Here is a 14,212-nt window from a genome sequence, read left to right as displayed (position 1 = left end):
AGGAGGTTGCAGCCATGACTGAGCGTAACCAGCGCAAAGTGTACACAGGCCGTGTCGTATCCGACAAAATGGATAAAACGGTTACCGTAATGGTAGAAACACATAAAAAGCATTCTTTATACGGCAAACGTGTAAAGTACTCGAAGAAATTCAAGGCCCATGACGAACTAAATGAAGCGAAAATCGGCGATGTTGTTCGCATTATGGAAACTCGTCCACTTTCAGCAACAAAGCGTTTCCGCCTCATCGAAGTAGTCGAAAAAGCGGTCATCATCTAATATCGTTCGGAAAGTAAATTCCGAGAGGAGGTAGCCTCAATGATTCAACAAGAGAGCCGTATGAAAGTTGCCGATAACTCAGGTGCACGTGAAGTTCTAACAATTAAAGTACTTGGTGGAACAGGTCGTAAAACTGCAAATATCGGTGATATCGTTGTTGTAACAGTGAAAAAAGCAACACCTGGTGGCGTTGTCAAGAAAGGCGACGTTGTCAAGGCTGTAATCGTCCGCACGAAAAGCGGAGTACGTCGTAAAGATGGCTCCTACATTACGTTCGACGAAAACGCATGTGTTATCATCCGTGATGACAAGAGCCCACGTGGAACACGTATTTTCGGACCAGTTGCACGCGAATTGCGCGACAGCAATTTCATGAAAATCATTTCACTCGCTCCAGAAGTTCTTTAATTACATGACAGTGCCAATCAAGGAGGTGCGATAAAATGCACGTTAAAAAAGGCGATAAAGTTATGGTCATCACCGGAAAAGACAAAGGTAAGACCGGAGTAATCTTAGCTGCTTTCCCTAAGAAGGATCGCGTGCTTGTGGAAGGTGTCAACATCGTAAAGAAACATACGAAACCAAACCAAGCAAATCCTCAAGGCGGAATTATCAGCCAAGAGGCAGCTATCCATGTATCCAACGTCATGCCGATCGATCCTAAGACAGGCGAGCCGACTCGCGTAGGTTATAAAATCGAAAATGGCAAAAAGATTCGTATTGCTAAAAAATCCGGTGAAGCGCTGGATAAATGAGTAATGGATGAAAGGAGGTCCAACTGATGAGCCGTTTAAAAGAGAAATTTTCGAAAGAAATCACACCTGCTCTCATGAGCAAGTTTGAATATACTTCAGTAATGCAAGTACCAAAAGTAGAGAAAATCGTTATCAACATGGGTGTTGGTGATGCTGTTCAAAACTCTAAAGCGCTTGACGCGGCAGTAGAAGATTTAGCTACTATTTCCGGTCAAAAGCCAGTTGTTACTAAAGCGAAGAAATCAATCGCTGGATTCCGTCTACGTGAAGGAATGCCGATTGGCGCAAAAGTTACACTACGCGGCGAACGCATGTATGAGTTCCTGGACAAGCTGATCTCAATTTCACTTCCACGTGTTCGTGACTTCCGAGGTGTTTCTAAGAAAGCATTTGATGGTCGCGGTAACTACACACTTGGTGTGAAAGAACAGCTTATATTCCCTGAAATCGACTACGATAAAGTATCTAAAGTACGAGGAATGGATATCGTCATCGTTACGACTGCTAACTCCGATGAAGAAGCACGTGAGTTATTAACGCAGTTCGGCATGCCGTTCCAAAAGTAAAATAAAGGGAGGCGAAAACGTGGCTAAGAAATCAATGATCGTTAAACAGAAACGTACGCCAAAGTTCAAAGTTCAAGAATATACACGTTGCGAGCGCTGTGGTCGTCCGCATTCCGTATATCGCAAATTCAAACTTTGCCGTATTTGTTTCCGCGAACTCGCATATAAGGGACAAATTCCTGGCGTCAAAAAAGCAAGCTGGTAATCCCCTAACTTGGGAAGGAGGTTAATGTAATGACAATGAGTGATCCGATTGCAGACATGCTTACACGCATCCGTAATGCGAACATGGTTCGCCACGAGAAGCTTGAGGTACCTGCTTCAAACATGAAAAAAGAAATCGCTGAAATCTTGAAGCGTGAAGGTTTCGTCCGCGATGTTGAATATGTGGAAGATAGCAAACAAGGCATTATCCGCATTTTCCTTAAATATGGTCAAAACAATGAGCGTGTTATCACTGGTCTTAAACGTATCTCAAAACCTGGTCTTCGCGTTTATGCAAAAACGAATGAAGTTCCAAAAGTTTTGAATGGCCTAGGTATCGCCCTCGTATCCACGTCAAATGGTCTCCTTACTGATAAGGAAGCTCGTGCAAAACAAGTAGGCGGAGAAGTCGTAGCTTACGTTTGGTAATCTGTAACAATTGAATGGAGGTGCAACAGGATGTCCCGAATTGGTAAACGCCCGATCGAGGTTCCAGAAAACGTAACTGTTACTATCACTGATGATAACCACGTTACTGTTAAAGGTCCTAAAGGCGAACTTACAAATACATTTAATGCTGATATTAAAATCGAACAAGAAGGAAACGTCATTACATTGACTCGTCCGACTGATTCGAAAGAACACCGTTCCATCCACGGAACTACTCGTTCCCTACTGGACAACATGGTAACTGGAGTTTCTAAAGGATTTGAACGTACACTAGAACTAGTTGGGGTTGGGTATCGTGCTCAGCTTCAAGGTACAAAACTAGTATTGAACGTTGGTTACTCACACCCGGTTGAATTTACACCGGAAGAAGGAATTGAAGTTGAAGTTCCTGCCAACACGAAAATCATCGTTCGCGGTATCAATAAAGAACGCGTCGGTGCTCTAGCGTCGAACATTCGCAAAGTACGTCCACCAGAGCCGTATAAAGGTAAAGGTATCAAGTATGAAGGCGAACAAGTCCGTAGAAAAGAAGGAAAAACAGGTAAATAATGCCGCTTAAGGCATTCGGAAGGAGTGACCACGATGATCACGAAACAAGATAAGAACGCTGTCCGTAAAAAACGTCACGCACGCGTGCGTACGAAAATCAGCGGATCTCCAGCGCGTCCACGCTTGAATGTTTATCGTTCAAACAAACATATCTATGCACAATTAATCGATGATGTGAATGGCGTTACGATTGCTAGTGCTTCCACTATGGATAAAGGGTTCGAATTGGACTCTAAGGCGAATGCCGAAGCAGCAGCTAAAGTTGGCGAGTTGATCGCGAAGAAAGCCGTTGAAAAAGACGTTAAATCGGTTGTTTTCGACCGTGGCGGATACCTATTCCACGGCCGTGTGAAAGCTCTTGCGGACGCAGCACGCGAAAATGGACTGGAATTTTAATTAAGAAGGAGGGACATATTTCATGCGTCGTAATGATCAGAATAGAAGTGAATTCGAAGAACGCGTAGTAACGATCAACCGCGTAGCGAAAGTGGTAAAAGGTGGACGTCGTTTCCGCTTTACAGCACTTGTCGTTGTCGGTGATAAAAACGGCCGCGTCGGTTTCGGAACTGGTAAAGCACAAGAAGTTCCGGATGCAATCCGTAAAGCTATTGAAGATGCGAAGAAAAACTTGATCGAAGTGCCAATGGTTAAAGGAACAACTCCGCACGAAATTATTGGACGTTTTGGTGCAGGACAAATTCTCATCAAACCGGCAGCGCCTGGTACAGGAGTAATCGCCGGAGGACCAGTGCGTGCGGTACTTGAACTTGCAGGAATCACGGATATCCTTTCAAAATCCTTAGGATCAAGCACACCGATCAACATGGTTCGTGCAACAATTGAAGGGTTGAAGAATTTGAAACGCGCTGAGGACGTAGCTAAATTGCGCGGCAAATCCGTTGAAGAACTGTTAGGTTAAGGGGGGAAACACAATGGCAAACAAACTTGAAATCACCCTTACGAAAAGTGTAATCGGCTCAAAGCCAGCACAACGTAAAACAGTTGAAGCTCTCGGTCTGCGTAAATTAAATCAGACAGTTGAACATCAAGACAACGTAGCAATTCGTGGCATGATCAACAAAGTAAGCCACTTAGTCACTGTTAAGGAACAATAATGCACATTTTCGAAATAAGGAGGTGCCGATAAGATGAAATTACACGATATGAAGCCAGCTGAAGGCGCACGTAAAGCACGTAAACGCATTGGTCGTGGAATCGGTTCCGGTACAGGTAAAACTTCCGGTAAAGGTCACAAAGGACAAAACGCTCGTTCGGGCGGTGGCGTTCGTCTTGGATTTGAAGGTGGGCAAATCCCACTATTCCAAAGACTTCCGAAGCGTGGATTTACGAACATTAATCGTAAAGAATATGCAATCGTGAATTTGGATGTACTTAACCGTTTTGACGAAGGTACCGAAGTTACGCCTGAATTGCTAATTGAAACTGGAATCGTGAGCAATGAAAAATCAGGAATTAAGATTCTTGGAAATGGGATTCTCGAGAAAAAGATTACTGTCAAAGCTCATAAATTCTCTGCTTCTGCTAAAGAAGCCATCGAGAAAGCGGGCGGGCAAACCGAGGTGATTTAATGTTTCAGACAATCTCCAACTTTATGCGCGTTAGAGATATTAGGTCTAAAATCATTTTCACACTACTAGTGCTCATCGTATTCAGACTAGGAGCATTCATTCCTGTCCCGAACGTTGATGCAACAGCTTTGCAACAATCCAACAATCAATTCATTGGGTTTCTAAACACATTTGGCGGTGGAGCATTACAGCAATTCTCCATTTTTGCAATGGGTATCATGCCGTACATCACCGCCTCCATCATTGTGCAATTATTGCAGATGGATGTCGTTCCGAAATTCACTGAATGGTCGAAGCAAGGGGACGTCGGAAGACGGAAGCTTGCGCAATTCACAAGATATTTCACAGTTATTCTCGCTTTTATCCAAGCAATCGCCATGTCATTCGGTTTCAACCAAATGTTCGGCGGAACGCTAATAAAAGACGAAGGGATCGCCACTTACGTGGTAATCGCAATTGTGTTGACTGCGGGTACATCCTTCCTGCTTTGGCTTGGTGAGCAGATCACCGCAAAAGGAGTGGGTAATGGTATTTCCATTATCATCTTCGCGGGTATCGTTTCAGGTATTCCAAACGCAGTGAACCAGCTGTACGCAACACAAATTCAAGACGCGGGTGACGCTTTGTTCATTCGGATCGCTACAATGGTATTGTTATTAATTGTAATTATTGCAATTGTTGTCGGAGTTGTTTATGTACAAGAGGCTCTCCGTAAAATCCCTATTCAGTATGCGAAACGTATGACTGGTCGTCAGCAAACAACTGCTGGCCAACAAACGCACTTACCTTTGAAATTGAATGCTGCAGGGGTTATCCCAGTAATCTTTGCTGTGGCGTTTTTCATAACACCTCAGCAAATAGCAACATTTTTCGGTGAGAATAGTGTAACAAAGTTCATTACACGGACGTTTGATTACAATCAACCGGTCGGAATGATACTTTACGTAGCACTGATCCTTGCATTCACATATTTTTACGCATTCATTCAAGTGAATCCTGAAAATATGGCGGATAATCTGAAAAAACAAGGCGCGTATATCCCAGGCATTCGTCCGGGTCAAAATACGCAAAGCTATTTAACGAGCACTTTGTACAGACTGACATTCGTCGGCTCGATTTTCCTTGCTGTCGTGGCAGTCATGCCGATTTTCTTCATTAATTTGGCGAATCTTCCACAGTCGCTTCAAATTGGAGGAACAAGTTTGCTCATCGTTGTCGGGGTTGCCCTTGAAACGATGAAACAACTTGAATCACAACTTGTGAAAAGGCATTACAAAGGCTTTATGAAATAATATTCCTAACGGATAATTCCTGTTTGGAGTAATGATGGAGGGCAAGACGTATGAATATCGTATTAATGGGTCTGCCGGGTGCTGGAAAAGGTACACAAGCAGATAAAATTGTCGAAAAGTACGAAATCCCTCATATTTCTACAGGCGATATGTTCCGTGCTGCAATTCAGGAAGGCACGGAACTTGGAGTCAAAGCAAAGTCGTTTATGGATCAAGGCGCACTTGTTCCTGATGAAGTGACAATTGGCATTGTTCGTGAACGATTAAGCAAATCCGACTGTGATAACGGATTCCTACTCGATGGTTTTCCACGCACTGTCCCTCAAGCGGAAGCATTGGATGCATTGCTTGCGGATATGGGCAAGAAAATTGAACATGTTCTTAACATCAAAGTTGAAAAAGATGAACTTATCGCGAGATTGACCGGTCGAAGAATTTGTAAAGTATGCGGCACGTCTTATCATTTGCAGTTCAACCCGCCAAAGGTTGAAGGCATCTGTGATAAGGATGGCGGAGAACTTTATCAGCGAGCGGATGACAATCCGGAAACTGTCACGAACCGTCTGGAAGTAAATATGAATCAAACAGCACCACTATTGGCTTTCTACAATGCTAAAGGCGTGCTGACAGACATAGATGGACAAAAGGACATCAATGAAGTTTTCAAAGATCTGGACGCTATCCTAACAGAGAGTGGCCAGTGATCCTTTCCGGACGCAATTCATGCACGCCATATAGTGGGCAGGCTTCTTTTATTGCACGGAAAGAGCATATAAGTAACGAGCTGCAAAAGCATATGGTGCCCGGTATAGGAACTGGTGATAATCCATTAATGGCACCTTTTCAGACTGTCATAAATGCAAATATCCGCTATGGTGGGTATAATGTAGATGTTGACTGGAATTGTGTTGCCAAGATGGAATACACCAACGGCAATCCTGTCGTATGTGTCTTTTCCGATGCGATTTTCCACAACAAAAGTCGGGGACTGACTTACGGGAAACGAAGTGTGACAGACGTCTTTCGAACATCACTCATGCAATCCGGACATATGTTGAAGGAAGCTTTGAAGGCGACTTCTGCCGCTCGATGGTTAAGACCTTTATTGGATATAGAAGGGAGACAGGATTGATGGCGAAGGACGACGTAATTGAAGTTGAAGGTACTGTAGTCGAAACGTTGCCGAACGCGATGTTCAAGGTGGAGTTGGAAAATGGTCATACGATTCTTGCACATGTTTCAGGCAAGATCCGCATGCACTTTATCCGTATCCTGCCTGGTGACAAAGTGACGATGGAACTCTCACCTTATGACTTGACACGCGGTCGTATCACATACCGTTTCAAATAAACTTTTGCAACTCCGGAATATTGAAGGAGGTTGGGTAAGATGAAAGTAAGGCCATCTGTAAAACCGATCTGCGAAAAATGTAAAGTTATTCGCAGACGCGGCCGAGTAATGGTAATCTGTGAAAATCCAAAACATAAACAAAGACAAGGCTAATACAAAGGGAGGTGCACTATCTATATGGCACGTATTGCTGGTGTAGACGTACCGCGCGATAAGCGCGTAGTCATTTCATTGACATACATTTTTGGAATTGGAAAAACAACTGCACAAAAGGTCCTTGCTGGCGCTGGCGTTTCTGAAGAAACTCGCGTTCGCGATCTAACTGATGCAGAGCTTGATAAAATCCGTGAGCAAATCGACGGCTTGAAAGTTGAAGGGGACCTTCGTCGTGAAACTTCCCTCAACATCAAACGTTTGATGGAAATCGGAAGCTTCCGTGGAATCCGTCATCGTCGTGGATTGCCTGTTCGTGGACAAAACACGAAAAACAATGCACGTACACGTAAAGGTCCTAAGCGGACAGTAGCTAACAAGAAGAAATAATAGGTAAAGGAGGTTTTCGTACATGGCACGTAAACAACAAACTCGTAAACGTCGTGTGAAAAAGAATATTGAAACGGGTATTGCACATATCCGTTCGACGTTCAACAATACAATCGTAACAATCACTGATAGTCACGGTAATGCACTTTCATGGTCAAGTGCTGGTGCACTAGGATTCAGAGGTTCTCGTAAATCGACTCCGTTTGCTGCACAAATGGCTGCTGAAACAGCTGCTAAAACTGCTATGGAGCATGGCTTGAAGTCTTTGGAAGTTACTGTTAAAGGACCAGGTGCTGGACGTGAAGCTGCAATTCGTTCACTACAAGCTGCAGGTCTTGAAGTAACTGCAATCAGAGACGTAACTCCGGTTCCACATAACGGATGCCGCCCACCAAAACGCCGCCGTGTATAATGGTTTGTTCTCCAATTGATTGAAAAGCACAATTTATGGTAAAAATGAATTGTGTGATTGCATTTTGATTTGTTTTATAATCGATTTCAATATGGAACGGCCTATATACTAGACGTTTTGAAGGAGGGTAAATGAATGATCGAGATTGAGAAACCGAAGATTGAAACAGTTATGATCAGTGAAGATTCCAAATTTGGTAAGTTTATTATCGAACCGTTGGAGCGTGGTTATGGAAATACTTTAGGGAATTCCTTGCGCCGCATTCTTCTTTCCTCGTTGCCAGGGGCTGCCGTTACATCTATCCAGATCGACGGAGTTCTTCATGAATTCTCTACAATTGAAGGTGTCGTTGAAGACGTTGCAACAATTATTTTGAATGTGAAGAAACTTGCTCTCAAAATCTACTCAGATGATGAGAAAGTGATTGAAATAGATGTGAAGGGTGAAGGAACGGTTACTGCTGCAGATATTACTCATGATAGTGATGTCGAAGTATTGAATCCTGAACTTCAAATTGCCACATTAGGTAAGAACGGTCATTTGCGTATGCGTATGTATGCTGTCCGTGGTAGAGGTTATGCACCTTCCGATCAGAACAAACGTGAGGATCTTGCGATTGGTGTAATTCCGATCGACTCTATTTACACTCCAGTTTCACGCGTCAATTTCCAGGTCGAGAATACTCGTGTAGGTCAAAGCACAAACTTTGATAAGTTGACGTTTGATATTTGGACAGATGGCAGCATCGGTCCGAAAGAAGCTGTTTCGCTCGGAGCAAAAATCCTGACGGAGCATCTGAATATCTTCGTTGGCATGACTGACGAAGCACAAACTGCTGAAATCATGGTAGAAAAAGAAGAAGACCAGAAAGAGAAAGTGCTTGAGATGACTATCGAAGAGCTTGATCTATCTGTCAGATCTTATAACTGCCTAAAACGCGCAGGCATCAATACAGTTCTCGAACTTGCGAACAAGTCTGAGGATGAAATGATGAAAGTGCGCAACCTTGGCCGTAAATCACTTGAAGAAGTGAAGGCGAAATTGGACGAGTTGAACCTCGAGTTGCGCTCGGAAGATTAAGAACAACTAGATTGAAGGAGGGAAACTTCTATGGGTTACAGAAAACTTGGACGTACAAGTTCACAACGTAAAGCAATGCTTCGCGACTTAGCGACAGACCTTATCGTACATGAGCGCATCCAAACAACTGAGGCGCGTGCGAAAGAATTGCGTTCAGTCGTTGAAAAGATGATCACTCTTGGCAAACGCGGTGACTTGCACGCACGTCGTCAAGCTGCACAATTCATTCGCCGTGAGCTAGTTACTACTTCGGATGAAGAAGGCAATGAGAAGGAAATCTTTGCAATTCAAAAGCTATTCGATAACGTTGCACCACGGTACGCAGATCGCCAAGGCGGTTATACACGTATCATGAAAATGGGACCTCGTCGCGGAGACGGAGCACCAGTCGTTATCATCGAATTAGTATAATCACATATATAAAAATTAAGGGTGTGTCTGGCATACGCACAGCCGCACCCTTTTAATTTATACGACAATATTAAAAGCTGAGTGTTACGATCGACGGTTTAGCCGATCGGTCTAGCTCTACGCACCTCATCCGCTGATTCGGATTGAGCACCCGGCATCAGAATAGATTTGAGCGCATTTCTTCGGATGAGGTGCGCGCTTTTTTTATTTACATAGAGGAATTTTTGTACAAATCATCGTTATCATACATACTTAAAGAAGTGCCGGAGGTGAATGATGTGAAAGAGATTTTATCATTAGATCATGTTTCCTATACATATGAGTCAGAAGATGGCGAATCCCGCAAAGCAATTGACGATGTCAGTTTTACGGTTTGGGATGGGGAATGGATTGCGATCGTCGGGCATAACGGTTCGGGCAAATCGACGTTGGCGAAGATGATGATTGGTCTTTTGTTTCCTGAAGAGGGCAGCGTAAATGTTTTTTTGGAAAAACTGGACGCTGAAAACATTTGGGACATCCGCTCTCGAATCGGAATTGTCTTCCAAAACCCCGACAACCAGTTTGTCGGATCGACTGTCCAAGATGATGTGGCATTCGCTTTGGAGAATAACGGCGTTCCTTTTGAACAGATGGTACCACGTGTACACGAGTCTCTCGCCCAAGTGAACATGGCAGGGTTTCTGGATCATGAGCCCCATCACCTTTCCGGCGGACAAAAACAACGTGTGGCGATTGCCGGGGCACTTGCAATGCAGCCAAAACTGCTTATTTTGGATGAGGCCACGTCCATGCTTGACCCACAAGGCCGTGACGAAGTGATTAAGGTTGTCGATGACCTAAAGCGCACGACCGGCCTGACGGTTATTTCCATTACGCATGATCTTGAAGAAGTATTATTGGCAGATAAAGTTATTGTCATGAATGACGGAAAGTTGATGCTAACAGGAAAACCCGAAGAGATATTTGCACATGGTGAGGAACTTGAAGCAATCGGTTTGGACTTACCTTTTGCATCACGATTATCCCGCTATCTTCGACAAGCTGGCGTTGAGATACAAGGGGAACATACGACAGAAGAAGAGTTGGTGAATGAATTATGGACATCTCACTTCAACAAGTAGGCTATTCATACGCAAAAGGCACTCCGTTTGAAAAACGAGCGCTGTTTGAAGTAAATGCCTCAATTGAATCAGGATCCTATACGGCAGTCATCGGACATACAGGCTCAGGCAAATCAACATTGCTGCTGCACTTGAACGGTCTTCTGAAACCGACGGAAGGAGTCGTCCGCATCGGGAATGTAAGCATCACTGCAGACACAAAGGCGAAAGAGTTAAAAGAAATACGCCGGAATGTCGGCATCGTTTTTCAATTCCCTGAGCATCAGCTATTCGAAGAGACTGTTGAAAAAGATATTATGTTTGGTCCGATGAATTTCGGGGTGCCTGCTGAAGAAGCAAGGCAGCGTGCTCATGAATTGATTAAACTATTAGGATTACCGGAAGATGTAGCGCAAAAGTCTCCATTTGACCTATCGGGTGGACAAATGCGCCGGGTTGCGATTGCAGGAGTCCTTGCATTCAAGCCATCAATCCTCATTCTGGATGAACCGACAGCTGGGCTTGACCCTCGTGGGCGGAAAGAGATAATGGAGCTCTTCAATAAACTGCATAAAGAGGAAGGTTTGACGACCATTCTTGTGACCCACAGCATGGAGGATGCAGCAATGTACGCGGATCAGGTCCTAGTGATGCATGAAGGGCGCTCTGTCATCGTAGGAACGCCTGAAGAAGTATTTGCTGATGCTGAACGGTTAAAATCCTTTAGGCTCGGCTTGCCGCGCTCTGTGGCTTTCCAACGCGATTTTGAGAAGTTGATCGGCAGACCGCTCGGCAGACTAGCGCTAACCGAAGGGCAACTGGCATCTTCCATTGCTGCCGCCTTGAAGGAAGAAGGTGAGAGATAATGCTTGAAAAAATGATTTTCGGGCGATATGTGCCAGGAAATTCTTTTGTTCATCGTCTTGATCCACGGTCAAAGCTCTTGTTCATCTTTCTATTCATCATTGCGGTGTTTCTTGCAAACAATACAATGACGTATGGCTTATTGCTCGCTTTTACGTTGCTTGTCATCTTCATCTCACGCATCAGGCTGTATTTTTTATTCAACGGGTTAAAACCGATTCTTTTCCTCATTGTCTTCACTTTGCTTATGCATTTCCTCTTCACTAAAGAAGGTGCAGTGCTTCTCGATTTGAAGATCTTCAAAATCTATGAGGAGGGTGTGCGGCAAGGGATTTTCATTTCCATACGATTCCTTGTGCTTGTGCTCATGACGACAGTGTTGACGCTGACAACGTCTCCGATCTCAATCACAGATGGAATGGAAACGCTATTGAATCCATTGAAGCGGGTGAAATTGCCCGTACATGAACTTGCCTTAATGATGTCGATCGCTTTGCGCTTCATCCCGACTTTAATGGATGAAACGGATAAAATATTGAAGGCACAGCTAGCGCGCGGATCCGATTTGACGAGTGGGACCATTAAAGAAAGAATCAGGGCCGTTGTGCCGCTTCTAGTACCTCTATTCGTCAGTGCGTTTAAAAGGGCAGAGGATCTTGCCATCGCGATGGAAGTGAGAGGATACCGCGGCGGTGAAGGAAGGACAAGGTATCGTCAATTGAATTGGCAAGGACGCGATACGTTGGTCATCATCATTTTCATCGTCCTAGTCGCCGCCCTCTTTTGGTTGAGAGGAGGAAGCTGATATGAAACGGGTAAAAGCTAAGGTTTCTTACGACGGCACAGATTACGCGGGGTACCAATCCCAACCAAATATGCGGACTGTACAATCGGTTATTGACAAGGCACTTGTAAAATTGCACAAAGACAAAACAGTCTATTCAGTCGCAAGCGGCCGGACAGATGCTGGCGTCCATGCTTTTGGACAAGTAATCCATTTCGACACGCCATTGGATCTTCCGCCTGACCGGTGGAGAATGGCGCTGAATGTTTTATTGCCGAAGGATGTAAGAATTGTCGAGGTGGAGTTTGTGGATGAAGAATTTCATGCGCGTTATTCCGCAACAGGGAAGACGTATATGTACAAATGGTCGTCAAGTGAAATTCAAAGCCCATTTGAACGAAATTATGCAGTCCATTTAGGAAAGTGGAAACCGGATATCGAACGAATGCGCGAGGCGGCACAGTATTTCATCGGCACGCATGATTTCACAAGCTTCTGTTCATCCAAAACGGCGACAGCAAATAAAGTTCGGACCGTGCGGGAACTGACACTTGTTGAGCAAGGCGAAGAACTGATCATGACGATTGAAGGCGACGGATTCCTTTACAATATGGTGCGGACGATTGCAGGCATGCTTTTCGCAGTCGGTATCGGTTGGAACGAGCCATTGGACATGAAGGAAATGCTCGAAGCCAAAGACCGTAAAAAGGTCGGTAAAACAGCGCCAGCACACGGTTTGTACTTGATGAATGTGACATACAATCACTGAGTCAACTTTTCCTGGTGTTTTCTTAGAAAATGCTTGACTTATGAGTGCATTCGATATAAGATGATAAATGGTATTTCAATAACCCCACAATAAGCCCCGGAAAGTTTATTTGTGTTTAGGGATAGAGAAAACAACGGAACAGATTGATAATTTTAGGAGGAAACAATACATGCGTACAACATTCATGGCTAAAGGTCACGAAGTAGAGCGTAAATGGCTCGTTGTCGACGCTGAAGGACAGACGCTTGGTCGTCTAGCTTCTGAAGTTGCAGCAATTTTGCGCGGCAAAAACAAACCTACGTTCACACCACACGTTGACACTGGCGATCACGTCATCATCATCAACGCTGAGAAAATCCATTTGTCTGGGAATAAATTAAAAGATAAAATCTACTATCGTCACACTGGCTATACAGGTAATCTTAAACAACGTACTGCTCTTGAAATGCGTACAAACTATCCAACTAAAATGTTGGAACTTGCGATTAAAGGGATGCTTCCAAAAGGCCCTCTAGGTCGTCAAACTATCAAGAAACTTCATGTCTATGCTGGACCGGAACATCCACATACGGCACAAAAACCAGAAGCATACGAGCTTCGCGGATAATTAAGAGGAGGAAACACTTTTGGCACAAGTACAATATATCGGCACTGGCCGTCGTAAAAGTTCAGTAGCTCGTGTACGTCTCGTACCTGGCGAAGGCAAAATCGTCGTCAACAACCGTGACGTAGAAGACTACGTACCATTCGAAACACTTCGCGAAGTGATCAAACAACCACTTGTAGCGACTCAAACACTTGGCAGCTATGACATCCATGTAAACGTCCACGGCGGCGGTTACACAGGTCAAGCAGGCGCTATCCGCCACGGCGTAGCTCGTGCTCTACTTACTGTAGACCCTGACTTCCGCGGCACATTGAAAGCTGCAGGATTGTTAACACGTGACTCACGCATGAAAGAACGTAAAAAATACGGTCTTAAAGGCGCGCGTCGTGCACCTCAGTTCTCAAAACGTTAATTTTACAATACAACCCTTTCCCGATTATACTGGGAAAGGGTTTTTTGTGTGTTAAATCTGTTGAAATCGTACTTCGGGTCGAATAGAGTTGCTTTAAAGTCCCGTGAGTGCGGTGAAACGGTGCTAGCGGTACATTCAGCGTGCTTTAAAGTCCCGTGAGGCCGGTGAAACGGTGTTGGCAGTACATTCAGCGA

The 14,212-nt window shown here is 44.4% G+C and carries 26 protein-coding genes; all 26 read left to right on the top strand.

Features of this window, described 5'->3' with window-relative positions; genetic code table 11:
* Positions 1–14 precede the first annotated feature (14 nt).
* Positions 15–278 (top strand): 30S ribosomal protein S17, encoded by a 264-nt coding sequence (rpsQ, locus tag SLU01_RS08960; RefSeq protein ID WP_147057446.1) that lies wholly within the window; start codon positions 15–17, stop codon positions 276–278.
* A gap of 39 nt (positions 279–317) precedes the next feature.
* Complete coding sequence (gene rplN / locus SLU01_RS08955; protein ID WP_060203431.1) at positions 318–686, top strand: 50S ribosomal protein L14; 369 nt, start codon at positions 318–320, stop codon at positions 684–686.
* 35 nt (positions 687–721) lie between these two features.
* Complete coding sequence (gene rplX / locus SLU01_RS08950; protein WP_147057444.1) at positions 722–1,033, top strand: 50S ribosomal protein L24; 312 nt, start codon at positions 722–724, stop codon at positions 1,031–1,033.
* Between the two features lie 26 nt (positions 1,034–1,059).
* On the top strand, positions 1,060–1,599 hold the full coding sequence (rplE, locus tag SLU01_RS08945; protein WP_147057442.1) for a 50S ribosomal protein L5: 540 nt from the start codon (positions 1,060–1,062) through the stop codon (positions 1,597–1,599).
* Positions 1,600–1,618: 19 nt separating this feature from the next.
* On the top strand, positions 1,619–1,804 hold the full coding sequence (rpsN, locus tag SLU01_RS08940; RefSeq protein ID WP_066366377.1) for a 30S ribosomal protein S14: 186 nt from the start codon (positions 1,619–1,621) through the stop codon (positions 1,802–1,804).
* 29 nt (positions 1,805–1,833) lie between these two features.
* Entirely contained in the window at positions 1,834–2,232 is a 399-nt protein-coding gene (gene rpsH / locus SLU01_RS08935; RefSeq protein ID WP_147057440.1) for a 30S ribosomal protein S8, read from the top strand.
* Positions 2,233–2,262: 30 nt separating this feature from the next.
* Positions 2,263–2,802: a 50S ribosomal protein L6 gene (gene rplF, locus SLU01_RS08930; RefSeq protein WP_147057438.1), complete on the top strand. Its 540-nt coding sequence runs from the start codon at positions 2,263–2,265 to the stop codon at positions 2,800–2,802.
* Between the two features lie 33 nt (positions 2,803–2,835).
* Entirely contained in the window at positions 2,836–3,198 is a 363-nt protein-coding gene (rplR, locus tag SLU01_RS08925; protein WP_147057436.1) for a 50S ribosomal protein L18, read from the top strand.
* A gap of 22 nt (positions 3,199–3,220) precedes the next feature.
* Positions 3,221–3,721 (top strand): 30S ribosomal protein S5, encoded by a 501-nt coding sequence (gene rpsE / locus SLU01_RS08920; RefSeq protein WP_147057434.1) that lies wholly within the window; start codon positions 3,221–3,223, stop codon positions 3,719–3,721.
* Positions 3,722–3,734: 13 nt separating this feature from the next.
* Positions 3,735–3,917, top strand: a complete 183-nt coding sequence (gene rpmD, locus SLU01_RS08915) for a 50S ribosomal protein L30 (RefSeq protein WP_147057432.1) — start codon at positions 3,735–3,737, stop codon at positions 3,915–3,917.
* 33 nt (positions 3,918–3,950) lie between these two features.
* The gene (gene rplO / locus SLU01_RS08910; protein WP_147057430.1) at positions 3,951–4,391 is read left to right on the top strand and encodes a 50S ribosomal protein L15; all 441 of its coding nucleotides are present in this window, start codon (positions 3,951–3,953) and stop codon (positions 4,389–4,391) included.
* On the top strand, positions 4,391–5,683 hold the full coding sequence (secY, locus tag SLU01_RS08905) for a preprotein translocase subunit SecY (protein WP_147057428.1): 1,293 nt from the start codon (positions 4,391–4,393) through the stop codon (positions 5,681–5,683). Before rplO ends, secY begins: the two co-directional genes overlap by 1 nt.
* Positions 5,684–5,733: 50 nt before the next feature.
* A complete protein-coding gene (locus SLU01_RS08900) occupies positions 5,734–6,387 on the top strand; it encodes an adenylate kinase (protein ID WP_147057426.1) in 654 nt (217 codons plus the stop codon).
* The gene (locus SLU01_RS08895) at positions 6,384–6,815 is read left to right on the top strand and encodes a hypothetical protein (protein ID WP_170232646.1); all 432 of its coding nucleotides are present in this window, start codon (positions 6,384–6,386) and stop codon (positions 6,813–6,815) included. Before SLU01_RS08900 ends, SLU01_RS08895 begins: the two co-directional genes overlap by 4 nt.
* Positions 6,815–7,033 carry a translation initiation factor IF-1 gene (gene infA, locus SLU01_RS08890; protein ID WP_060203457.1) on the top strand — a complete coding sequence of 73 codons (219 nt, stop codon included), beginning with the start codon at positions 6,815–6,817 and terminating at the stop codon, positions 7,031–7,033. The genes SLU01_RS08895 and infA overlap by 1 nt, the downstream gene beginning before the upstream one ends.
* Positions 7,034–7,072: 39 nt before the next feature.
* On the top strand, positions 7,073–7,186 hold the full coding sequence (gene rpmJ / locus SLU01_RS08885) for a 50S ribosomal protein L36 (protein WP_076758849.1): 114 nt from the start codon (positions 7,073–7,075) through the stop codon (positions 7,184–7,186).
* A 24-nt stretch (positions 7,187–7,210) separates the two neighbouring features.
* Entirely contained in the window at positions 7,211–7,576 is a 366-nt protein-coding gene (gene rpsM, locus SLU01_RS08880) for a 30S ribosomal protein S13 (RefSeq protein WP_147057422.1), read from the top strand.
* A 22-nt stretch (positions 7,577–7,598) separates the two neighbouring features.
* Positions 7,599–7,988: a 30S ribosomal protein S11 gene (gene rpsK / locus SLU01_RS08875; protein ID WP_009499031.1), complete on the top strand. Its 390-nt coding sequence runs from the start codon at positions 7,599–7,601 to the stop codon at positions 7,986–7,988.
* Between the two features lie 135 nt (positions 7,989–8,123).
* The gene (locus tag SLU01_RS08870) at positions 8,124–9,068 is read left to right on the top strand and encodes a DNA-directed RNA polymerase subunit alpha (RefSeq protein ID WP_147057420.1); all 945 of its coding nucleotides are present in this window, start codon (positions 8,124–8,126) and stop codon (positions 9,066–9,068) included.
* 30 nt (positions 9,069–9,098) lie between these two features.
* Positions 9,099–9,479, top strand: a complete 381-nt coding sequence (gene rplQ, locus SLU01_RS08865) for a 50S ribosomal protein L17 (RefSeq protein WP_147057418.1) — start codon at positions 9,099–9,101, stop codon at positions 9,477–9,479.
* 278 nt (positions 9,480–9,757) lie between these two features.
* The gene (locus SLU01_RS08860) at positions 9,758–10,603 is read left to right on the top strand and encodes an energy-coupling factor ABC transporter ATP-binding protein (protein WP_147057613.1); all 846 of its coding nucleotides are present in this window, start codon (positions 9,758–9,760) and stop codon (positions 10,601–10,603) included.
* Entirely contained in the window at positions 10,579–11,448 is an 870-nt protein-coding gene (locus SLU01_RS08855) for an energy-coupling factor ABC transporter ATP-binding protein (protein WP_147057416.1), read from the top strand. Before SLU01_RS08860 ends, SLU01_RS08855 begins: the two co-directional genes overlap by 25 nt.
* On the top strand, positions 11,448–12,251 hold the full coding sequence (locus SLU01_RS08850; RefSeq protein ID WP_147057414.1) for an energy-coupling factor transporter transmembrane component T family protein: 804 nt from the start codon (positions 11,448–11,450) through the stop codon (positions 12,249–12,251). The genes SLU01_RS08855 and SLU01_RS08850 overlap by 1 nt, the downstream gene beginning before the upstream one ends.
* A 1-nt stretch (position 12,252) precedes the next feature.
* Positions 12,253–12,999 carry a tRNA pseudouridine(38-40) synthase TruA gene (gene truA / locus SLU01_RS08845; RefSeq protein ID WP_147057412.1) on the top strand — a complete coding sequence of 249 codons (747 nt, stop codon included), beginning with the start codon at positions 12,253–12,255 and terminating at the stop codon, positions 12,997–12,999.
* A gap of 169 nt (positions 13,000–13,168) precedes the next feature.
* Positions 13,169–13,606, top strand: coding sequence for a 50S ribosomal protein L13 (gene rplM, locus SLU01_RS08840; protein ID WP_147057410.1), 438 nt, complete (start codon positions 13,169–13,171; stop codon positions 13,604–13,606).
* A gap of 19 nt (positions 13,607–13,625) precedes the next feature.
* Entirely contained in the window at positions 13,626–14,018 is a 393-nt protein-coding gene (gene rpsI, locus SLU01_RS08835) for a 30S ribosomal protein S9 (RefSeq protein WP_147057408.1), read from the top strand.
* Positions 14,019–14,212: the final 194 nt, after the last annotated feature.

This window comes from Sporosarcina luteola (genome assembly GCF_007991495.1).
In the GTDB taxonomy this organism is placed as follows: Bacteria; Bacillota; Bacilli; order Bacillales_A; family Planococcaceae; genus Sporosarcina; species Sporosarcina luteola.
The sequence above is the reverse complement of the archived record's forward strand: the minus strand, read 5'-3'. Positions and strand labels throughout refer to the sequence as shown.